At 34.6% G+C, this 20,900-nt stretch carries 20 protein-coding genes and 1 riboswitch; of the genes, 3 read left to right on the forward strand and 17 right to left on the reverse strand.

Features of this window, described 5'->3' with window-relative positions; translation table 11 throughout:
- Window positions 1-18: 18 nt before the first annotated feature.
- The 3 genes from queE to queC are packed head-to-tail and all read right to left on the reverse strand — an operon-like array spanning window position 19 to window position 1,881.
- Entirely contained in the window at window positions 19-735 is a 717-nt protein-coding gene (gene queE / locus ACUN28_RS22675) for a 7-carboxy-7-deazaguanine synthase QueE (RefSeq protein WP_016088770.1), read from the reverse strand.
- Window positions 728-1,219 carry a 6-carboxytetrahydropterin synthase QueD gene (queD, locus tag ACUN28_RS22680; RefSeq protein WP_000368412.1) on the reverse strand — a complete coding sequence of 164 codons (492 nt, stop codon included), beginning with the start codon at window positions 1,217-1,219 and terminating at the stop codon, window positions 728-730. The genes queE and queD overlap by 8 nt, the downstream gene beginning before the upstream one ends.
- The gene (gene queC / locus ACUN28_RS22685; RefSeq protein WP_000711595.1) at window positions 1,219-1,881 is read right to left on the reverse strand and encodes a 7-cyano-7-deazaguanine synthase QueC; all 663 of its coding nucleotides are present in this window, start codon (window positions 1,879-1,881) and stop codon (window positions 1,219-1,221) included. Before queC ends, queD begins: the two co-directional genes overlap by 1 nt.
- 93 nt (window positions 1,882-1,974) lie before the next feature.
- Window positions 1,975-2,018: riboswitch (PreQ1 riboswitch) on the reverse strand.
- Between the two features lie 207 nt (window positions 2,019-2,225).
- On the opposite strand from queC, the gene kinB reads away from it, so the two are divergent.
- The gene (kinB, locus tag ACUN28_RS22690; protein ID WP_016088771.1) at window positions 2,226-3,434 is read left to right on the forward strand and encodes a sporulation sensor histidine kinase KinB; all 1,209 of its coding nucleotides are present in this window, start codon (window positions 2,226-2,228) and stop codon (window positions 3,432-3,434) included.
- Between the two features lie 11 nt (window positions 3,435-3,445).
- On the opposite strand, the gene ACUN28_RS22695 is transcribed toward kinB, so the two are convergent.
- From ACUN28_RS22695 to ACUN28_RS22710, 4 genes are all read right to left on the reverse strand, one after another.
- On the reverse strand, window positions 3,446-3,562 hold the full coding sequence (locus ACUN28_RS22695) for a DUF6254 family protein (protein ID WP_000038254.1): 117 nt from the start codon (window positions 3,560-3,562) through the stop codon (window positions 3,446-3,448).
- 100 nt (window positions 3,563-3,662) lie between these two features.
- Complete coding sequence (locus ACUN28_RS22700; RefSeq protein ID WP_016088772.1) at window positions 3,663-4,196, reverse strand: DinB family protein; 534 nt, start codon at window positions 4,194-4,196, stop codon at window positions 3,663-3,665.
- A gap of 139 nt (window positions 4,197-4,335) precedes the next feature.
- Window positions 4,336-6,030: a M3 family oligoendopeptidase gene (locus ACUN28_RS22705; protein WP_016088773.1), complete on the reverse strand. Its 1,695-nt coding sequence runs from the start codon at window positions 6,028-6,030 to the stop codon at window positions 4,336-4,338.
- 160 nt (window positions 6,031-6,190) lie between these two features.
- The gene (locus tag ACUN28_RS22710) at window positions 6,191-6,637 is read right to left on the reverse strand and encodes a MarR family winged helix-turn-helix transcriptional regulator (RefSeq protein WP_000203348.1); all 447 of its coding nucleotides are present in this window, start codon (window positions 6,635-6,637) and stop codon (window positions 6,191-6,193) included.
- A gap of 195 nt (window positions 6,638-6,832) precedes the next feature.
- Between ACUN28_RS22710 and ACUN28_RS22715 the strand changes: the two genes are divergently transcribed.
- Window positions 6,833-8,329, forward strand: a complete 1,497-nt coding sequence (locus tag ACUN28_RS22715) for a DUF3149 domain-containing protein (RefSeq protein ID WP_445423420.1) — start codon at window positions 6,833-6,835, stop codon at window positions 8,327-8,329.
- Between the two features lie 29 nt (window positions 8,330-8,358).
- Here ACUN28_RS22715 and ACUN28_RS22720 read toward each other — a convergent pair whose 3' ends face one another.
- Window positions 8,359-8,640, reverse strand: coding sequence for an aspartyl-phosphate phosphatase Spo0E family protein (locus ACUN28_RS22720; RefSeq protein WP_016088775.1), 282 nt, complete (start codon window positions 8,638-8,640; stop codon window positions 8,359-8,361).
- Between the two features lie 398 nt (window positions 8,641-9,038).
- Here ACUN28_RS22720 and ACUN28_RS22725 point away from each other — a divergent pair, with 398 nt between their 5' ends.
- The gene (locus ACUN28_RS22725) at window positions 9,039-9,809 is read left to right on the forward strand and encodes a divergent polysaccharide deacetylase family protein (RefSeq protein WP_016088776.1); all 771 of its coding nucleotides are present in this window, start codon (window positions 9,039-9,041) and stop codon (window positions 9,807-9,809) included.
- Window positions 9,810-9,876: 67 nt separating this feature from the next.
- On the opposite strand, the gene cbpA is transcribed toward ACUN28_RS22725, so the two are convergent.
- The 9 genes from cbpA to ACUN28_RS22770 form a co-directional block, all read right to left on the reverse strand.
- Window positions 9,877-10,500: a cyclic di-AMP binding protein CbpA gene (gene cbpA, locus ACUN28_RS22730; RefSeq protein WP_016133949.1), complete on the reverse strand. Its 624-nt coding sequence runs from the start codon at window positions 10,498-10,500 to the stop codon at window positions 9,877-9,879.
- A 125-nt stretch (window positions 10,501-10,625) separates the two neighbouring features.
- Window positions 10,626-11,255 carry a class II aldolase/adducin family protein gene (locus tag ACUN28_RS22735; protein ID WP_016088778.1) on the reverse strand — a complete coding sequence of 210 codons (630 nt, stop codon included), beginning with the start codon at window positions 11,253-11,255 and terminating at the stop codon, window positions 10,626-10,628.
- Window positions 11,256-11,503: 248 nt separating this feature from the next.
- Window positions 11,504-13,780 carry an NEAT domain-containing leucine-rich repeat protein gene (locus tag ACUN28_RS22740; protein ID WP_033660047.1) on the reverse strand — a complete coding sequence of 759 codons (2,277 nt, stop codon included), beginning with the start codon at window positions 13,778-13,780 and terminating at the stop codon, window positions 11,504-11,506.
- A 412-nt stretch (window positions 13,781-14,192) separates the two neighbouring features.
- Window positions 14,193-14,975 carry a DeoR/GlpR family DNA-binding transcription regulator gene (locus tag ACUN28_RS22745; RefSeq protein ID WP_016088780.1) on the reverse strand — a complete coding sequence of 261 codons (783 nt, stop codon included), beginning with the start codon at window positions 14,973-14,975 and terminating at the stop codon, window positions 14,193-14,195.
- 52 nt (window positions 14,976-15,027) lie between these two features.
- Window positions 15,028-16,200 carry a saccharopine dehydrogenase family protein gene (locus ACUN28_RS22750; RefSeq protein WP_016088781.1) on the reverse strand — a complete coding sequence of 391 codons (1,173 nt, stop codon included), beginning with the start codon at window positions 16,198-16,200 and terminating at the stop codon, window positions 15,028-15,030.
- Entirely contained in the window at window positions 16,197-17,294 is a 1,098-nt protein-coding gene (gene phnW, locus ACUN28_RS22755; protein ID WP_016088782.1) for a 2-aminoethylphosphonate--pyruvate transaminase, read from the reverse strand. Before phnW ends, ACUN28_RS22750 begins: the two co-directional genes overlap by 4 nt.
- 15 nt (window positions 17,295-17,309) lie before the next feature.
- Window positions 17,310-18,104 (reverse strand): phosphonoacetaldehyde hydrolase, encoded by a 795-nt coding sequence (phnX, locus tag ACUN28_RS22760; RefSeq protein WP_016088783.1) that lies wholly within the window; start codon window positions 18,102-18,104, stop codon window positions 17,310-17,312.
- A gap of 21 nt (window positions 18,105-18,125) precedes the next feature.
- The gene (locus ACUN28_RS22765; protein WP_016088784.1) at window positions 18,126-19,883 is read right to left on the reverse strand and encodes a putative 2-aminoethylphosphonate ABC transporter permease subunit; all 1,758 of its coding nucleotides are present in this window, start codon (window positions 19,881-19,883) and stop codon (window positions 18,126-18,128) included.
- The gene (locus ACUN28_RS22770) at window positions 19,884-20,885 is read right to left on the reverse strand and encodes a putative 2-aminoethylphosphonate ABC transporter ATP-binding protein (protein WP_016088785.1); all 1,002 of its coding nucleotides are present in this window, start codon (window positions 20,883-20,885) and stop codon (window positions 19,884-19,886) included.
- Window positions 20,886-20,900 lie beyond the last annotated feature (15 nt).

Genomic DNA, 20,900 nt, shown 5'->3' on the forward strand with positions numbered 1-20,900 from the left:
TTTAAACATCCCTTCTCATTATACTCCGCGTTTATTTCCCCATACTAACGCATGAAGCTGCGGCAATACTTTTGCATTATTCATCTCTTTACAATTTACAGCTTTATCAATCAGCCACTCGTACTTATCTAATAATTTCTTAATCAGCATCGCATCATCCACAGTTTTTGTATCATCATTCCCTACTTGTAAGAAAAATGGTACATCGGGATAACGTTCGTGCATCTTAACTGCATATTCAAAATCTTGATCGTCGAATACTACTACTTTTAAACTAATATCTTTTCCTGCTAGTTTCTGAATCACATCATCTAACTTCTGAAAATCAGTATTCATCGCCGAACTTGGTGGTTTTGGAGAAATCGTTATCTCATCAATTTGAAGTAACCAATCTTGCCATTTACTCCCTTGCGTTTCGATTGCTGTTCGCATTCCATTCTCTTTTAATATAGAAAGAAGAAACTCAATATTTTTCAGCAATGCTGGATTTCCGCCTGAAATCGTAACATGAGAAAAATTTTCGCCACCAATTTCTACAAGCTCATTCCAAACGTCTTCTGCTGTCATCTGTCTAATTTGATCTTTAGCCGATCCATCCCACGTAAAAGCAGAATCACACCAAGCGCAGCTATAATCACAGCCAGCTGTACGGATAAACATTGTCTTTTGTCCTACAACCATTCCTTCACCTTGAATAGTCGGACCAAATATTTCTAAGACAGGGATTTTACTCATCGAGCATCCACTCCCGTCTTACTTCCGCATAACTAGTCGGAGTCTCAAATAGACGAACAAATTCAACGCGAGCTCCTTTATATTCGTTCGCACGATTATCTTTTGTTAACGCTTCTGCCATTTTTTCATAAATCCAAACGACCATATTTTCAGCAGTCGTATTCATTGCTGGTAACGTTTCGTTTAAATAACGATGGTCTAAATAAATTTCTATTTCATTCTTCCAAATTTCTTTTATATCTCCAAAGTCAATCGCAAGACCTATTTCATTTACATATCCACTAATTCCAAATACAACTTTATATGTGTGACCATGTAAGTTTTTACATTTTCCTTCATAACAGTGTAAATGGTGCGCTGCATCAAATGTAAATTCCTTGCTGACCATTACTCTTTTATTATGATATTTGAGCTGTTTACGCTGAATATCCTTGTCCATTTTTTGCAAATTTTCTACGATGCGAAATCCAAAGAAATTATCCATTAGTTGTTTGCTCCTTCGCGTTCTTGTAGGTACGTATCTAATCCTGCTTTACGAAGTTGACATGCTGGACATTCACCGCAACCATCACCAATGATTCCGTTATAACATGTTAATGTTTTTTCTCGAACAAACTCGAATGCTCCAAGTTCATCTGATAATTTCCACGTTTCCGCTTTATCAATCCACATAAGTGGCGTATGAATCACAAACGGATAATCCATGGATAAATTTAAAGTAACGTTTAACGATTTCACAAATACGTCACGGCAATCTGGGTAACCACTAAAATCAGTTTCACATACACCCGTTACAATATGACGTGCTCCTACTTGTTTTGCTAATACAGCAGCAAATGATAAGAATAGTAAATTTCGTCCATCTACAAATGTCGATGGCAATTCACCTTCTTCATGTGTAATCTCCATATCCGTTCTCGTTAACGCATTTGGAGCAAGTTGATTTAATAGACTCATATCTAGTACCGTATGCTTAATTCCTAGCTCTTTCGCAATTTCCGCTGCACAATCAATTTCTAACTTATGACGTTGATTGTAATTAAACGTTACAGCCTCTACTTCTGCAAACTGCTCTATTGCCCAAAATAAACATGTCGTACTATCTTGTCCTCCACTAAAAACAACAACTGCCTTTTCTTTTTTCATTTCACTCATTCTCCTTCTCTATTACGAATAAGAAGAAAGAACGTTCTTGAACTGTCACAATAAAAAAACAAAACAATACCTAAAGATATTGTTGTTTCCATAGTTTTTTATAGAGGGAGTTCGCGAACCTCTCCCGTGCATTGCACGGAATTCCTTCTTTCATTGACAAAGCTTATTGTAACATATTGTATACTACCAGAAAAAATTTCTGATTTTTCCGCTATTTCTCATTTCATTTCTTTCATTTTATAGTATGATTAATTTAATGTGAGAAGAGAGGAGGCATCCCACTGAAATCCTTTATTATTTATCTCTTTTTAAATATATTATTCATCCTTGTTACAATGCTCGTATACCATTTATTTTGGAATCAAAAAGGGAAACGTTCTCCTAAATTAAATTCAGCAATATTTATTGTATTGTGTTGCCTCGTTACTATACTATGTATCACTTTCGCAGCAAAAACAAATTATGGATTTCAATTTGATATGCGGCATATCGTATTAATTGTCGGTACATTAACCGGAGGTCCTATTGCTGGCGGCTCTATATTAGTTGTATTAAATATATACCGCTTCTTATTAGGAGGAATAGGTGTTTTCCCATCGCTTATCGGTTCTATCCTTCTATTTATTGTCCTATTATTTACATACAAATTTTTCAATCGAACTTCTAATCGTATAAAAATAGCACTTGCTATTATCTACAGTCTCACATACGGATTTAGTTGGATACCTTTCTTCCTTTCAAAGGTTACAAACAAGGCTGATTATATACCACATATTATTGTGTATGAGTTATGTACGATACTTGGTACGATTCTTATTTTATATTTACTACACATATTACAAACTCAAATTCGTCTCCAAAACGAACTTATGAATGCTGAAAAATTTCATTTAATTGGTGAAATGGCAGCGTCTATCTCTCATGAAATTCGCAATCCATTAACTTCAACGAAAGGATTTTTGCAACTTTTACAATCAGATACATGCACTGAGCAGGAGCGAAAATTATATATCGACATTGCCATCAACGGAATCGAACAAGCAAACCACGTTCTTACAGATTATTTAACCTTTGCAAAACCAAGTATTGAAAAAGAACAAAGATTACAGTTAGAAGAAGAACTGCTACATGCATTATCGTTAATTACACCGCTTGCTAATTTAGCAAATGTGCGTACACATTATATAAAGCAAAGCACTTCTTTTTTTATCGCGGGAGAAAAACAAAAACTAAATCAATGCTTGTTAAATATTTTAAAAAACTGCATTGAGGCCATGCCAAAAGGCGGTGATCTTTATTTCACATTAGTTCCTGATCATAAGCATATTCAGTTATATATAAAAGATACAGGAGTCGGTATGGATACCGAACAAGTGAAACGTCTCGGCTCTCCTTTCTATTCAACGAAAGAAAAAGGAACTGGACTTGGAATGATGGTCGTATTCAGTGTTGTTCAAGCTATGAATGGAAAAATTGATATTATAAGTGAAAAAGGAATCGGTACAACCTTCTTATTAACTTTTCCACTCATACAAAAAACGTGATGAAATCATCATCACGTTTTTTCTGTTCCTTCAACTAATTCAGCAAAAGCTTTCACTTTTCCATGTGGCTTTTGATTTTCTTTACGTGCTTTCCAAGCGCGCTCTTCTTCTTTCTTTTTCTTGGACATACTTTTCAACTCCTTCTTTCCTTTCTCCATGTAGTATTCCAAAATAAGAAAGAAAACTATGCACATATCAAAAAAGAAGTGGTCTCCCACTTCTTCCTAATTATCGTTGTAAAATTGCGTGTTTCGCCTCTTTTAACTGCGTAAGATGTCTTTGTTCATGCAAATCAAGAAATTGAATCCATTGATACAAATTCAGATCATTAAAAACAGGATGCTTTAATCCATTTTCAAATAGATCTTTTTCATCTATAACACTATGAAGCGCGTGTAATAGTTCTTGTCGTGAATGTTCTAGTAATTGAATTCCTTGCTGTTTTTTCATTAACGTTTCTGTTGGTTGCATTTGCTGAGGAGCTTCTCGTTTATGTGTGCGATCAAGCGTAAGTTGGAGGTCTTTAAATGGAGTCGTGTTTCTTTCGTTTTTTTGTAAAGCATATACAAGGGCAGACGTGACAGATTGTTCAACTAAATGCAAGTGATGCAAAATTTGAATAATACTCCATTTATCACGGCGTGGCTTTACATTCACTTCTGTATCATTTAACATTTCAATTTCTGATAATAGCGTGCTTCGAGTAGACTGTAATGAGTTCACCAAACTTTCTAAACTCACATCCATATTAGATTGAAGCATATTTCTTTCCCCCCTTTTTGTTGGTGAAAAGAGGTGCTCCTTATGAGAAACACCTCTTTAGTATTCTGAATTTTCTTTTATTATCTCATCATTTTCCCATTATGTCGATGTTAAACATGTGAAAAAAAGCGCATGTTTTTTACAATTTTGTGTCGTCAATCGCATGTAACCATGCTTCAATTTCTGTAATGACACTTTTCACACAGCCTTCAGCAAATGGTGATGTTAAATTTGCAACTTCTACTAATTCCAAGAATGATTTACTTCCACCTTGTTGGCACAGATTCACATAATCTTCCCACGCCTCTTGTCTATTATCTCTTGCACGTTTCCAAAATTGCAGTGCACAAATTTGTGCTAACGTGTAGTCAATATAGTAGAACGGCGAGCTATAAATATGTCCTTGACGTTGCCAGAATCCACCGCGCTCTAAATAATCATTATCTTCATAATCACGATGCGGCAAATACTTTTTCTCTATATTACGCCATGCTGTCTTACGCTCTTCTGGTGATGCTTCTGGATTTTCATATACATAATGTTGATATTCATCAACAGATACACCATACGGTAAAAACAGAAGTGCTGAACTTAGGTGAGAGAAGTAATATTTATCTGCATCTTCTTCAAAGAATAATTTCATCCATGGCCATGTAAAGAATTCCATACTCATAGAATGAATTTCACACGCTTCATACGTTGGCCAATTGTATTCTGGAATTTCAAACTTACGACTTTCATATACTTGGAAAGCATGACCAGCTTCATGTGTTAATACATCAATGTCCCCAGATGTTCCATTGAAGTTCGAGAAAATAAATGGTGCTTTATAATTCTCGATATATGTACAATAACCGCCACCCGCTTTTCCTTTTTTCGCAACTAAATCTAATAAATCATTATCTAGCATGAAATTGAAAAATTCATCCGTTTCAGCCGATAACTCTTTATACATCGTTTTCCCATGATTAACAATCCAATCCGCATCTCCTTTTGGAGTTGGATTACCAGTAGCAAACTCAAAGTTTTCATCATAATATGCTAATTTTTCTACACCAATACGTGCTTGTTGTCGCTTTCTTAATTCCGTTGTAACTGGAACGATATAATCAAGTACTTGCTGACGATAATTCGCCACCATTTCCGCATTATAATCTGTACGGTACATTCTCGCATATCCAAGTTCAACAAAGTTTTTGAAACCTAAAGATTTAGCGATGTTCGTTCTCACTTTAACAAGCTCATCATAAATACGATCTAACTCTTCCTCATTCTCAGCTAAAAATCCGTAATATGCTTCACTTGCTGCTTTACGTTCACTTCTTTCTTTCCCTTGCATAAATGGAATAAGCTGTGATAACGTTCTTTCTTCTCCTGCAAAGTCAATTTTTGCAGATGCTAATAACTGCGTATATTGTGAAGACAATTTATTCTCTAATTGTAAATCTTTCACGACTTCATCAGAATATGTTTTCAAATCACACTCTGCTAGAGCAAACAATTGCTTCCCATAATACGCTTCTAATTCTTCACGAAATGGAGAATGAATTAACGCTTTATAATACTTTGTACCATATCCTTGTACAACTGGAGAGAATTCATCAAAGAAATCTTGCTCTTCCTTATAAAAAGCATCTGTCGTATCAACAGAATGACGAATGTAACAAAGATTCCCCATTGTACCAAAATCGTTGCGAATTTCGTTAATTGAATGAATGACTTGTTTTTGTTCTTCTACAGTTTTTGCGTTATCAAACTTCTCTAAAGCAACAGTAAACTTCTCTTTTAATTCTTCAATATTTGGCCGTTTATATTCATAGTCTTTAAATGACATGAACGAGCCTCCTCTCCATTATATACATCCTTACTATAATTCAATGCTTACTTACAAATCTCCTCTTATTCTTCAGCAAAATACGGCAGATGTTGTCATAATTACATGTAAACAAAAAAGCCTTGGATTTCTTTATCCAAAGCTCCTTTGGAACATACTATTATTTTTCATACTTTCCAATCTTTTTTAATAGATCAAGTAATTCATCCTTTTCTTCTTTCGTTAACATTTCAAAAGACTGATGTATAACTTGCTCATGCCCTGGAAAAATAGAAGCAATAAAGGTCTCTCCAGACTCAGTTAGTTGTGCATATATAACACGTCTGTCATTCGGGCACGGAATTCTCTTTACTAGTCCCTTTTTTTCTAGCTTATCTACAACATATGTAATGCTGCCACTAGCTATTAAAATACGCTCACCAATTTGCTGAAGTGGCTGACCGCCTTTATGATATAGCAGTTCTAATACAGCAAATTCAGTTGGATTTAACCCGTTACTTTGTATAGATTTATTTGTAGTATCCATAACAGAACGATGTACACGAGATAATGCAATAAATACTTTTAAAGATTGAGAAATATCTTCTCGTTCATTATTTGATGTCATACAACTTTCAACCCTTCACTTAAATTCTCAGTAATAAAAAGAAAAAAACAGCTTAGTACTTCATGTAATTCCCGAATGAGTATTCACTCATTCATTACCTCTCCCCAAATATATTATGAATGATTCTTGAATAAAAACATGACAATTTTAACATAGTTTATATATAATGATAATAAAAAAGAAGGAGTACCAAATTTGAAAGTCAAATTCCACAGCATAGTTTTATATATATTGCTTGTTATCCTACCAACGATAGGGATTGGTGCTACATTTTATTCATATCATTCGTATAAAATGAAACAGGAAAACAAACAATCTGCTCACACGGTTCTCTTTTTATATAGAGACTATTTAGATCATCACCTTGGTGAAGCAATCTCCGCATTAGAAATGCTCTCAAAAGTCGTAGGAACCGAGACTGGAAATATAAATGGAGTGAAACAAATTGTACATGATACAGATGGAAACGATGCACGCTTTTCTGGTCTATATTACGCTACACCAGAAGGAATCATTACAATCGCATCCGAAGGCGAACGACCACCTGTTGATGTCTCAGATCGCAAATATATTCAAGACGCGTTACAAACGAAGAAAACAACTGTATCATCAGCCATTACAGATCGTGTTCTTGGACATCAAGCGATTATGATTGCTTCTCCCATTTTCAATAAACAGAAGGCGCTCTCAGGCTTATTGTTAGCAAGTTTACGCTTTGATTACATTTCATCATCTTTAAATGCCATTAAGCCACAATACCATTTTGAAGTAACCGATAAACATGATGTAGTTTTTCTAACCGATGATAATAACGAAACAAGTGATGCGCATTCTAATATGCTTACTACTCCACTCCAACGATTAAATTGGAAGGTCTCTGTTTCTCCATTGCCTATCCATCAAAAAACTTTATACCAGTGGGTTTCAATAGAGTGTATAGCTACTTTATTTTTAATGTCTATTTTATTTTTACTTGCTCAATATATGTTGTTAAAACGTCAAACAAAACTGGAAAGACAACAAAATGAACTACAAAAAATTGAATTGGTTGGAACTTTTGCAGCTAGTACAGCCCACGAAATCCGTAATCCTCTTACCGGAATTAAAGGACTCGTCGCTCTATTAAAAGAAAAATATAAAGATGAACAAGATCAGTTCTATTTTTCCATCATTGAACAAGAAATAGAACGGATTAATGAAATTGTAAGCGAATTTCTTATTCTTGGAAAGCCAACCGCTATCATTGAACAAACATATGATGTGAGAACTATTTTAAATGAGGTAGCATTGATTATTCAATCTGAGGCGAATCTACATAACATTGTATTCCATTTACATTTGCCAGACCATCCTGTTCATATACGTTGCTCAAAAGACCATATGAAACAAGTGGTTTTAAACATTACAAAAAATGCAATTGAAGCCATGACTTCTGGTGACACACTAACTATTTCCGTAACAAACAATGAAACACATGCACAATTGCAAATTATAGATACTGGAAAAGGGATTCCAAAACATATTCAAAAACACCTCTTTCATCCGTTCTTTACTAATAAAGATACTGGAACAGGTCTTGGACTTGTCATATGTAAACGAATTGTAGAGATGTACAATGGGCATATTTTTATTGACAGTATAGAAAACGAAGGAACGACAGTTCATATCGAAATTCCGTTACACCTAGTATAATTATCCTTATCCCAAAAGGGTAATTATACTTATTTCATAAAACCAGCCACAAGCATTCGCCAAAAATTACTCGATTTTCCTTCATACCCAATTTGAAAAATAGGTACCTTTATAATTGATAACCATTTGGGTGTTTGTTTTTCTTTATAGCACTGGTACTGTAAAATAAGCTTGTCCAATTCTTGACTAACTTGAATTGTCTCCATACTATTTAACCCACTCGTTAAACCTAATTGAATCATTTCTTCACGCTTTATATGAATATCACGTGAAAGCTTTTCTAATGTGTACTTCCTTTTTACAGTAAACATTCATATCCCCCTTATTATACTTCCTTGCTCTCAACTTCACTTCTCCATTGGCCTTTTAACTACTTAATCATATTTGAATTTGAAGAATCAGAAAATTTAACATTTTCTCCCTGTAATTTACAAATCTTTACCCTCACTTTGAGAATTATTACAAATTATTCTATCTTTGTAAATACATTCGCAATAATAGACATTTTTTTCATCTTCTTTTTTTACAAATACCAATTAAATAGCGGATTCTCTATTTTCCATATACTTTTCTTCGACATTTTTTGTTTAATTTATATAAAAACGCAAAACATAATAATGATTGATAAAGTGCAAATTTAATCATTGGGGATTTTGTTCATTCCCTACTGCCCGCAAATAGCGGGATAAAATAGAAAGGAAATATTTATATGCGCAAATATACGATTGCATTGCTTATGTTTACTATGTTCTTACCATCCTTCTTGTTCCCTGTTCAAGCAAAGGCCCATACAAACAAAGTAGCTATTGTCATTGATGACTTCGGCAATAATATGAAGGGAACTGATAAAATGTTATCACTTCCTATTCCACTGACTGTTGCCGTTATGCCTTTTCTTCCTTCTACAAAGGAAGATGCGATAGCGGCTCATAAGAAAGGACACGAAGTTATTATACATATGCCAATGGAACCTATTAAAGGTAAAAAAGAATGGCTTGGACCAAAAGCGATTACAACTGATTTAAGCGACGAAGAAATAAATAACCGACTCGAACAAGCAATTCAAGAAGTACCGCATGCAATTGGGATGAACAATCATATGGGATCAAAAGTGACCGCGGACGAAAGAATTGTACGCCTTATACTTGCAGCTTGTAAAAAACACGGTTTATTTTATTTAGATAGCAAAACAAATCCTAAGAGTGTTGTCCCAAAAATCGGGAAAGAATTAGGAGTACCTATTATTGAAAACCAATTATTTTTTGATGATGTGTATACAGCGGCACATATTTCAAAACAAGCTCAATTACTCATCAAAAAACTTCAAGAAAAGCCGATTATGGTAGCTATCGGACATGTTGGGCCTCCAGGTGAAATTACATCCCGTGTTATAGAAACTTCTATTCCTCAAATTCGCGAACATGCAGATTTTATTTTTTTATCTGATTTAGCATTATCTCCGCCTCCTGTTTCAAAATAGGATTCATTATTCAAACTAAAAAAGGTACCAATCTGCATATAGCAAATTGGTACCTCTCCTTTTTAACTTAAATATAATCTACATGACTCACTCGGAATCCTTTTCTCTCTATTTTTTCAATTAATTTCTTTATTTTTTTTTCATTTAACTCATCTGTTATATTTACGATAACACGGCGAATATATTGATCCCCGTTATCTAGCGTAAATAATCCACCGATATTAAATGCCTTCAACAATGTCCCAAGTTCTTTAATCGTTCCCTTACAATCTTGTGTTGCAATTGTTAATATATAACCACCCGTCCGCATACCGAATGAATCTTCAATAACATCAAATATATTAGAATGCGTTAAGATACCGACAAATTCATTATAATCATTTAGCACAGCTAAAAATGGAAGACGACGAATAACATAAAATGCTCTGAAAAAAGAATCCTTTTCAAAAATAAATGCAGAGGAATCTTCCAGCATATGTTCCGTACTTAATTTCTCTAATCCACTATTACACTTCTTTTCTAAAAGATCTACTTTATAAATAATCCCCATGAATTTCTTTTCATCTTCTGCTAATACAGGGATTGCTCGAAATCCCGTTTCATTCATAATGTGTAAAGCCTCTTCACCTGAATCGTTTATTTTGCAAAATGTTACTTGCTGTTTTGGCAGAAAATGATATTTAACTCGCAAAATATGTTCCTCCTTACATGTCAACATGTAATCTATATATAATAAGGAGACCTATATTTTATGAGTAAATTTATTTTTAAAACGCTTTCATTTATTTATTGACTTGTAACGAAATCACAAACATTTTATATAACAGAACTCTTGGCACCTTTTATCATTAACAATTTCACATGGTAATTCATTAAATATTCTATACCCTCTAGCCATTTTTTCGTATCTTCTGGAGTTTTCCCCCACACGATCATGCCATAATTATGAACAAGAACTACTCCTCCACCTTCAATAAAATTCGGCACATTATTTTCTAATAAATCAGCGAATTTTTTCTCATCTTCTACAATGGGAATTGTCATTTCTGTTATACCTTCTTTTCCAAAAACACGTTCCACGCTACGTTTATCGAATGTTACTTCCCCTTCTTCTCCATATAACTCTGATATTAAATGACTATCTACAGTCTGCACTTGTAAAATACATTCTGCACTACTTTTTTTATAAATATCCGCATGCATAAATGATTCCGCAGCTGGTTTTTCTTCATTTTCAAATACTGGCTCACACATACAATTCACAACAATAAAATCTTCTTCTGAAAATAACCCTTTATCTCTTCCCTCAACGTTTACTAAAAAAGTTAACGGCTCTTTTGACGTACAGAGTGATAAACTAATTTTTGTACCATAAAACCAATCACGAAGTGCCAATTCAGATTTCACATCTTTTAATTCATTCCATTTCTTTAGAAAAAATAACATTTCGTCACCCCCGGCGTAATAGTTATATAATGTTCGAATCCTTTATATGTAAAAGGAATATTTTTTGATTATTCTAAAAATTTAATTGAATTATCACATGAGAACGCTTTTTTGTCAATATGGTTTCACAGCTCTTCTATAAAATGGGCCATCTATATTTCTATACTCCTGTCTATTTCCTATTTCATTTTATACATAAAAAATACGTTATTCTTTTTAAATCAAAGAATAACGTATTTTCTCATCTTTTATTTCGTGATTGCGTTATATAAAAACTGTGCATATTGTTCGCGTGTTACGAAGTCATCGCCTAAAAAGTTTCCTTTTCCATCACCTTTTGATATATTATTATCCGCTAAAGCTTTTACATATCCTTCTGCCCAATGACCCTTTGGTACATCTTTAAAGCTCACTACACTCTTTTCTATTTCCTTTAATTGGAATACCTTTTGTAATACTACTGACATTTCATATCGAGTTAACACTCCATCTGGACGGAACGTACCATCACCATCTCCCGTCATAATTCCAGCTTGTGTAACTGCCTCAATAGCTCCTTCATACATATTTCCTTTCGTATCTGTGAACTTCGTTTTCTGTTCTAAATTACGCTCCAACTTCAAATATTTTTGTATTAAAACTGCTACTTGACCGCGCGTAATGTTGTCACCAAATCCAAATTTTCCATTTCCATAACCTACAAATAATTTTTCTTTTGCTAAATGATTAATTGCTTGCTCTGACCAATGGCCTTTTGGTACATCTTTAAATTCCATTACTTCTTCGGCTACTTTTCCATTTACAACATTTTGAATCACAGAACCAGTGAAGAAAATCCCTGTATCCGCAAATGGATCTTTCACACCAAATTCATATACTTTCTCACCTGGTGTACTCCACTTAACTGCATCGTTACTATACGTCCCACCTTCGCTCTTCAAACTAATTTTTGTAGAGATTTTACCATCTTTTTCGTATACAGGTACTTTCACTTCTTTATTTACTTCTGTTTCCTCTAAAAATACTTTTTGGTTTTGAACATTGATGTAAGCTGTTTTACTTAGTTCTATAACTGGTCGAACATCGCGGATTTCATTTGCAACAAAACTTAGAAATACTAACTTTTTCAAATTGCTAACTGGTGTTAAGTCTGAAATATAATTTGCTTCTAAATCAAGCTTTTGTAAGTTTACTAGATTTGATAATGGAGTAATATCCTTTAACTCATTGTGAGGTAAATCTAATTCTGTAAGTTGAGTCATTTTAGCAAGTGGTGTCACATCTTCTATTTGATTTTTCCCGATAAATAACTTACTTAATTGATTCATTTGATCAATGCCCGATAAATCTTTAACTTTATTACGTGTTAATACTAAGTCTGTTAAAGGTAATGAATATAACGGTTTAATATCTTCAATTTGATTACCTGCTAAAGTCAAGTATGTTACATTTTTTAACGCGCTTAATGGAGCAACATTCATAATTTTATTATTTGCTAAATTCAAGTAATCTAGTTGTTCCATTTTCGCTAATGCTGTTACATCTTCTATTTGATTTCCTGATAGATATAAACTTTTTACATTTTTCATTTCCACTAATGGTGCAACGTTTGTAATTTTATTATTACTTAAATCAAGAGATTCTAAATTATCCATCTTAACAAGTGGCGTTACATCTGAAAATTCATTACCACGCAAAGCTAAATGATTTAATTGCTTTAAGTTCGTAAAGAACGACGGATCTTTTATCTTCGCATTTGCAACTGTTAAAGATTTTAAATTTGGCATATATTTTAATGCACTATAATCAAGAATCTCATTCGTATTTAAAAACAAGTCCTTTACTTGTAATAACTCTTCTTTCGTAATTGGTGTATTTAAATCTTTTCTATTAAATACTTTTTTATTAACAAGTTCTCTTAATTTCTTATCTGTTATCACGTTTTGACTATCAACTGGATTATCCGTTTCCGTCTTACCTGAATTAGAGTTGTCATCTGGTTTCTCTGTTTCTTGGTCACCTAATGTTGGATCTTTAATTTCAAATTGAACTTGATATTTGTGATCATATCCAATAGCCGGAATAAGTATGTGCATTTGCATATTGTGCTTCTTCTCAAATTCGCCAATTTCAAATTGGACTACTTTCGTTCCATTTTTCCTCTTATCTTCTGATAGAACTTTCACATCATGAAATACACCAGGTTGGTTTTTATCCTCTATTCTAAGATATTGAAAATAATCGCTATCTTGCATTGTTACAGTAACAATTTTTTTCCCGGCTACAATCGCTACTTTAGGATCTTTTATATATTGAGAAACCATAGATGGTTCATCTTTTTGATCCTTATATATTTTAATCTCAGTATCGTATGTACGTTCACTAGCTGCTGCCACCGACTGGTTTGCTTCAGCTTTTAGTGCTGCTAATGCTGGAGTAGAGTATGTAGCAAATGGAATTGCTAATGTTGTGGCTACTACTAGCGCCTTAATATAACTTTTTTTCAAAATAATATCCCCTATCATATATAATTTTCATAATTGATAACACTTATCAATTACTTACAAAATAAATGATAATGAATCTCATTATCATTGTCAATGATAATCTTACATTAAGTTTATATTTCCATGGATAAAAAATAAAAAACCCTTGATTCAAAGGGCTTTTTTGCTTATCGTATGAAGAATTTCACTTTTTTCTTTTTCATTAATAACACCAATTTTTTGCAAAATATTTGCATACAATACAAGTTTATTATATATCCGTTCTGACATCCTTCTCCCTTCTTTCCTTCGACCAACTTTTTTTGTATTGGTAAATTATATGAAAGAGATGAGAAAATGTGTCCACTTTTTGCATAAATACAAATCTTTTATCCTGCTATTTGCGAGCAGTAAAACTCCCACCTCAAAATTAGGTGGGAGTTCAATTTATTTAGCAAATTGTCCATTGAATATTATGCTTTTTGACTTCCTCTTCAAAACTGTAGGGCATTTTCTTATCACAAATTACATGTTCAATACGCGAAAACGCTGCTATTCGGTAATTTCCTTTTACCCCTACTTTTGTATGATCGCATAAAATATATGTTTTTTCCGCTAATTTCATCATCGCTTCTGACAGTTTTGCCTTTTCTAATTCAAAACTAGAAACCCCAAAACCAGGCAACAATCCATCAATCGAAACGAATGCTTTATGAAAATGAAATTGGTGGATTACTTGCTGCGAAATAGAACCTGACACACGTGAATGCTTTGGAGATACTTTTCCACCAATAAATAAAACTTCTCCGTGAAACATCTTTTTATTAATAGAAGAAATTAATTGTGTTGCTACTGGAAATGAACTTGTTACAATCGTTAAATTTTTGCGATGAACAAGATAGGGCACCATTTGAAGTGGTGTACTTCCATCATCAATCGCAATAACATCTCCATCTTCCACGAACGTTGCTGCTTTATACCCAATTCTCTTCTTCTCTTCTATATGTAGCATCTCTCGCTCTAACATTGGTGCCTCTATTCCAGCTCCCGGAAGTTGGACAGCTCCACCATACACTTTCTTCAACTTCTTTTCACGATCCAACTCTTCTAAATAACGGCGAATCGTCTCTGTTGATACAGCAAACTCTCTCGCTAATTCTGAAACTTTTACTTTCCCTTTAAACTCTATCTTCTCAAGAATGGTTCGCTTTCTTTCTTCACCTACTACAGACATAACCTCACCCCATTAATTTCTACCTCATAAACTGCCTTACTTATACAAAGTTCTAACTTTCTTTGTAAGTAGAAACTTCTTCATGAATATGAATACCACGCTTTTTTAGTTCATCAAAAATAATTTGTGGATTTACAAAAGCTTCCTCAGGTGTAACAACACCAACTTTATTTACATTCCCTTTTGCGATTAACTCTGTAGCAATCCCAAATGGAATACCGACGTTTCTCGTATAAGCTCTTAATTTTTCCCATCCTACAACAGATCCATCAGATAACGGGTGTGTATGATATAATACGTGCCTTTGTTTCTCATTATTTTTCATACCTATTACTTCTACATGAAGTGCATAACCGTAAATTTCTGTTTCTTGTCCTTCTTTCGATTGCAATAAATACTTCGAAATACAATCCATAATGCCAATTTCTTTCCCATTTATATCAACTCGATCATTACGCAATATACCATAATCATATAAAGCACGTACGAGCTGCATATTTTGCTGTGGCCAAGTCCCTCTCGTCTCTATCAGCTTGACACCTTTATTTTCTAGTGCTTTTGCTAACGTAATCGTTTCAGAATGCGGGATTATATACTGCGTTTCCTTACCATAAGGCGCCGGTAATTCAATTTCTCTCGGACGCGCAAACGGAGGTACTTGCTTAAACTCACCATCTTCATATACTGTACGCGATGGTAAATGTGGATCATATTCATATGTCGTTGTCTCTGTAATGGATGCAGAAAAAGCAATTGGACGATACGAGCCGTGACTGACACGAACTGACTCTACAGTATCTAGCTGATTTGCTGCATGCATCGCCATCATTTGCGTTACACCTGGCGTCATACCAAAACCAGGTAAACACGTTTTTCCGTTTTGAACAAATATAGAATGCGAATCATTTTCTTCACCAAATCCATTCAAATTCACACCGTGACAACCTGCTTCTGCAATACATCGAGTAGACAAGCCATTTAACTTTATCGTCGTGCCATCCATTACAATGTCATAGCCTTTCATTTTTGCAACTGTATCCTCGTGATTCGTTACATCTACTTTCACAAAATCAACACGAGGATCGTTGAGCCATTCTACTACTTTAAGGCCCTCTTCTTCATTAAAATCAGCTACTGTAATCGTCTCAAAAGATGAAAATTGCACTAAATCTAAAATTGCTTCACGACAAATTTTACCTGCTCCACCTAAGCAAAATACTCTCACCCTATAACAACTCCTTTAGCGATACTATTAACTAAGCGATTGATATCTGCCTCATGTACATCACCGATATTTCCAATGCGGAACGTATCTACTTTCGAAATTTTACCAGGATAAATGACGAATCCATATTGCTTTAATTCATTATATAACTGTTGAAATTCAAATCCTTTTTCTGGATAAATAAAAGATGTAATAATAGGAGATTGATATTTTTCATCTACTAGTGGCTTAAATCCGATTTCTCTCATTCTATTCACTAATAGTTTTTGATTGTTATAATATCGATTGTAACGCGCTTCTACTCCGCCCTCTTTTTCTAATTCAAGTAGTGCTTGATAAAAAGCGTGTACAACATGTGTAGGTGACGTAAAACGCCATTTCCCATTTTGATTTTCCATCGTTGCCCACTGATCGTATAAATCTAATGATAATGAACGTGCCTGCCCTTTACATTTCACCAATTCAGCGCGCTTTGCAATAACAAAGCCGAACCCAGGAACCCCTTGAATACATTTATTCGCACTACTAATTAGAAAGTCAATTTGCAATTCAGCAATATCTATTTCAATACCACCAAAACTACTCATTGCATCAACTAGTGTTACTTTTCCGTATTTCTTCCCTAATTTACATATATCTACAATTGGATTGATAATACCTGTTGTTGTTTCACAATGAACAACTGCAATATGTGTAATCTCTTTATCTTGTTGCAATATCTTTTCTACTTTTGCAATATTAGTAGGCTCCCACTCTTCTGTTTGACTGACCACCACATCTATATGTAACATCTCTGCCATTTGTACAATTCGCTTACCGTATGCACCATTTATACAAACGAGCAGCTTTCCGTTTTTAGGAATGACAGAACCAATTACTGCTTCAACTGAAAACGTACCGCTTCCTTGCATGAGAACAGTTGTATATTTCTCTTCTTCCTTCGTTGCTAACGATACAAGTTTAGCTCTTACCTCTTGCACCATGGTGTTATATTCAGCATCCCACGTACACCAATCGTATAACATAACTTCTTTTACTGTTTTTGTTGTTGTTAATGGTCCTGGCGTTAATAATAAGTAGTGATTTTCAGTCATGATCCTATTCCCCTTTTATGAAATAATAAGCTCTTGTTTCTCGATATGTTCCATTACGTTTTCGAGTTCCTGCATCGTTTCCATCGTAAAGTGCGCCCCATTTTCAACGAAACGATTACGAACTACTTCTATTTTTTCACGAAGTTCTACCGGATCCATATTCTCCACTTCTTCTTCAGTTAAGCCGAGTTCGCTACTGCCAAGAATTATACCAACTGTCCACATACCGGCATTTCGCCCTTCTTTCATATCTGATACCGTGTCTCCAACTTTTATCATATGATTCATCGGATATACACCAAGTTCCATCGCATTTTTATAGCACATCCACGGATACGGACGACCCGCTGGAACATCATCTGGTGTAACGAGGAAATCAGGTTTATATCCTTGTAGTGCTGCTTCTCTTGCTACAATGTCCATCATTTCTCTCGTATAACCAGTCGTTGAACCAATTTTAATTCCTCTTTCACGTAAAGAAGCAATTACTTCTTTTACTCCATGAATTGGCGACGCATAGACCGGTAAAATAGCGAAGAGAATCTCTTCAAATTCTTCATACATATCCTGAATGTCTGCTTCTGTTGGTAATTGTCCGAAAACATGCTTCCACTCATTCGCAATACGAGGCATTTCTATTAGTGCCCTTACATGATCTATTTTTAATAATCCCATTGGCTTACGTGCTTCTTCTGCTGTAATTTCAACACCACGTTTATGAAAAATCTTCATGAATACTTCTAATGGTGCAAAACATCCATAATCAACTGTCGTACCTGCCCAATCAAAAATTACTGCTTCTATTTTCATTCAATCCATCACCCTTCTTATTTATCTTTTTTGCCATTGTGACGTTCGGTTACGAAGTGCTTTCGTTCCCCATTCATATACAACTCTTACTACAATATTTGTAACAACAATAAGCACACTCATTGCAGCTGCTGGTGCCACATTTCCTGCATCATCCATATTTACAATTGATACGGCAGCTAGTTTAAAATCAGCTGCGTATAGGAATACAACTGCCGAGACAGTTACCATTGAATTTACGAAGTAGTACATGACCATTTCTAAAATGGCTGGTAGACACATCGGTACCGTAACTCGAAAGAATGTTTTATAAAACGGAATCCCCATCGACTGTGAAACAAGTTCAAACTCTCGATCTAATTTCTTTAAAGCTGTCGTTGCCGTAACAAATGTTACCGAATAAAAATGAATGATATTGACTAGTACTAGCACAACGATTGTTCCGTATAGAGAATGAAACGGGTTCGTTACGGAAAGTCCAAAGATTTGTATGGTTGGTTGACTAAAGAAGAAGACGTAGCCTAACCCAAGTACTAAACCTGGTATCGCTAAAGGGACGATAGAGAAAAAGTAACCTGCTTTTCGGAAAAATTGTAGCTGATCTATTTTCTCAATCGCATAAGCGAACATAAATGTTAAAACTGCTCCAATAACCGCTGTGATTGCTGAAACAATTACGCTATTTTTAAACGCTTCAAGTCCATCTCCTGTTAAACTGGAAAAATTAAAATGCTCGAATGTAAAGCTCATATTATACGGCCATACTTTCACACTTGCAGCAATACCAACTGCCACAAATAATAAAATGATCATAAGCGTTACTACGCTACAATATACGAATGAAATAACATCTCGTTTCTTATTATTTATTATTCTGTAAGGTACTGATTTGGAAGATAAGAGATTCGCCTGCTTTCTTTGCGTAATGCGATCAACTGCAAATGCAAATATAGCTGGGATTAATAAAATCATTCCGACGGTTGCACCCATCGGCATATTTTGCTGCCCAATTACTTGCTTATATACGTCCGTAGCAAGTACATTATATTGCCCACCAACAATTTTTGGTGCCCCAAAATCAGTGAAACTAAGTGTAAACACAACGAACATCGCACTAATTAATCCGTACTTTACATTAGGTAAAGTAACAGTGAAAAATTGCTTTGTTTTACTCGCTCCTAGCATATTAGAAGCTTCATATAAACGATAATCAGAGCCTTGAAAAGCAATTAATAATATAAGAAATGCTTGCGGAAATGTATACATGACTTCAGCCATTACAATTCCTACTGGTCCATATAAAGGAATTTGTATCCCTTCAAACAAACCAAACATCCCTTTCGTTACTAACCCTTGATTACCAAATAAATATGTAAGTGCGATACCATGCATCATCGTCGGTGCGAATAATGGTAACAACGCGACATATTGAAATACACGCTTCCCAAACACATTCGTACGAGCGATCGCATAGGCGTAAGCAAAAGCGAGTGTCGCTGCAATAATTGTTGTCGCACCCGAAATCCATATCGTATTTTGTAATGATTGAACTAGCGTTGGAGTTGTGAAATATTTACTGAAATTCGCAAGACCAATGAAAGCTCCATCTTTATCATAAAAAGCTTGTATAAACAATTGTAATAGAGGTAATACAAGCATGATCAAAAATGCAAGAAGCATACCAATAATTAATAGTCTTTGTATCCACTCTTCTTTACCGATACGTCTCTTAATCTTTTTTTTCGTACTTTCTACCTTGAAATCTTCTAACATCTCCATCTATACAATGACCTTCTTTCCATATGACAACATATGATTTTCTGAGAAAGAGATTTGAAGCGGCTTTCCTTTTCTAATTGCGGTTGCTTCTACTTCTGATGCCAATATATCCACTACGATTTTCTCGTTATAAAGATGTGTTTTTTCTTCTACGACTCGCACTTCTGTCCGATATACAGATCCACGAAATTCCATACTTTCCACAACCGTTTTAATACCATCCTTTTGTACCACGGTTACATGTTCAGGACGAATTGCATGTTCTTCATTATTTCTCGAAAAGAAATTAATAGAACCAATAAAATCTGCCACAAACGGATTGGCGGGTCTTTGATAAATCTCCTCTGGTGTGCCAATCTGCATAATTTCCGCATGATTCATTACAACAATTTTATCAGCCATCGTTAATGCCTCTTCTTGATCATGCGTGACCATAATAGTTGTTACTCCCACTTTTTCTTGCAAATCACGCATTTCTCTACGTAACTTTTCACGCACTTTTGCATCTAAAGCAGATAACGGCTCATCAAGTAACAAAATATCCGGAGACAGAGCGAGCGCACGGGCAAGTGCTACTCGCTGCTGTTGTCCGCCAGACATTTGAGCAGGATATTTATCTTTTACATTCAGCAAATCTACAAGTTCTAACGCCTCTAGCGCTTTCTCTTTTACTTCTGCTTTTCCATATTTTTTTGTCTTTAAGCCGTATTCAATATTTTCAAGTGCTGTTAAGTTCGGAAATAATGCATACGATTGAAACACCATTCCGAAATTCCTCTTTCCAGGAGGTAATGCTGTAATATCTTTTCCATCCACAGCTATACTACCTGTTGTTGCCTCTTCTAGCCCAGCTAAAATTCGAAGCAATGTTGTTTTCCCACAACCACTTGGGCCTAATAAACATACAAACTCATTTTTTTTCACAGTAAAAGAAATATCTTTTAACGCTGTAAATGCATCAAACTGTTTTTGAATGTGTTGAATTGATAAATATTCGCTCATTTTTTCTCTCTCCCA

Source organism: Bacillus sp. WC2507, assembly GCF_052656125.1.

What these genes read in the sequence shown, in the direction of transcription:
- queE (WP_016088770.1), bottom strand. Translation starts at nt 735, where the DNA reads ATGAGTAAAATCCCTGTCTTAGAAATATTTGGTCCGACTATTCAAGGT.
- queD (WP_000368412.1), bottom strand. Translation starts at nt 1,219, where the DNA reads ATGGATAATTTCTTTGGATTTCGCATCGTAGAAAATTTGCAAAAAATG.
- queC (WP_000711595.1), bottom strand. Translation starts at nt 1,881, where the DNA reads ATGAAAAAAGAAAAGGCAGTTGTTGTTTTTAGTGGAGGACAAGATAGT.
- kinB (WP_016088771.1), top strand. Translation starts at nt 2,226, where the DNA reads ATGCTCGTATACCATTTATTTTGGAATCAAAAAGGGAAACGTTCTCCT.
- ACUN28_RS22695 (WP_000038254.1), bottom strand. Translation starts at nt 3,562, where the DNA reads ATGTCCAAGAAAAAGAAAGAAGAAGAGCGCGCTTGGAAAGCACGTAAA.
- ACUN28_RS22700 (WP_016088772.1), bottom strand. Translation starts at nt 4,196, where the DNA reads ATGCTTCAATCTAATATGGATGTGAGTTTAGAAAGTTTGGTGAACTCA.
- ACUN28_RS22705 (WP_016088773.1), bottom strand. Translation starts at nt 6,030, where the DNA reads ATGTCATTTAAAGACTATGAATATAAACGGCCAAATATTGAAGAATTA.
- ACUN28_RS22710 (WP_000203348.1), bottom strand. Translation starts at nt 6,637, where the DNA reads ATGACATCAAATAATGAACGAGAAGATATTTCTCAATCTTTAAAAGTA.
- ACUN28_RS22720 (WP_016088775.1), bottom strand. Translation starts at nt 8,640, where the DNA reads ATGTTTACTGTAAAAAGGAAGTACACATTAGAAAAGCTTTCACGTGAT.
- ACUN28_RS22725 (WP_016088776.1), top strand. Translation starts at nt 9,039, where the DNA reads ATGCGCAAATATACGATTGCATTGCTTATGTTTACTATGTTCTTACCA.
- ACUN28_RS22735 (WP_016088778.1), bottom strand. Translation starts at nt 11,255, where the DNA reads ATGTTATTTTTTCTAAAGAAATGGAATGAATTAAAAGATGTGAAATCT.
- ACUN28_RS22740 (WP_033660047.1), bottom strand. Translation starts at nt 13,780, where the DNA reads ATGATAGGGGATATTATTTTGAAAAAAAGTTATATTAAGGCGCTAGTA.
- ACUN28_RS22745 (WP_016088780.1), bottom strand. Translation starts at nt 14,975, where the DNA reads ATGTCTGTAGTAGGTGAAGAAAGAAAGCGAACCATTCTTGAGAAGATA.
- phnW (WP_016088782.1), bottom strand. Translation starts at nt 17,294, where the DNA reads ATGACTGAAAATCACTACTTATTATTAACGCCAGGACCATTAACAACA.
- phnX (WP_016088783.1), bottom strand. Translation starts at nt 18,104, where the DNA reads ATGAAAATAGAAGCAGTAATTTTTGATTGGGCAGGTACGACAGTTGAT.
- ACUN28_RS22765 (WP_016088784.1), bottom strand. Translation starts at nt 19,883, where the DNA reads ATGGAGATGTTAGAAGATTTCAAGGTAGAAAGTACGAAAAAAAAGATT.
- ACUN28_RS22770 (WP_016088785.1), bottom strand. Translation starts at nt 20,885, where the DNA reads ATGAGCGAATATTTATCAATTCAACACATTCAAAAACAGTTTGATGCA.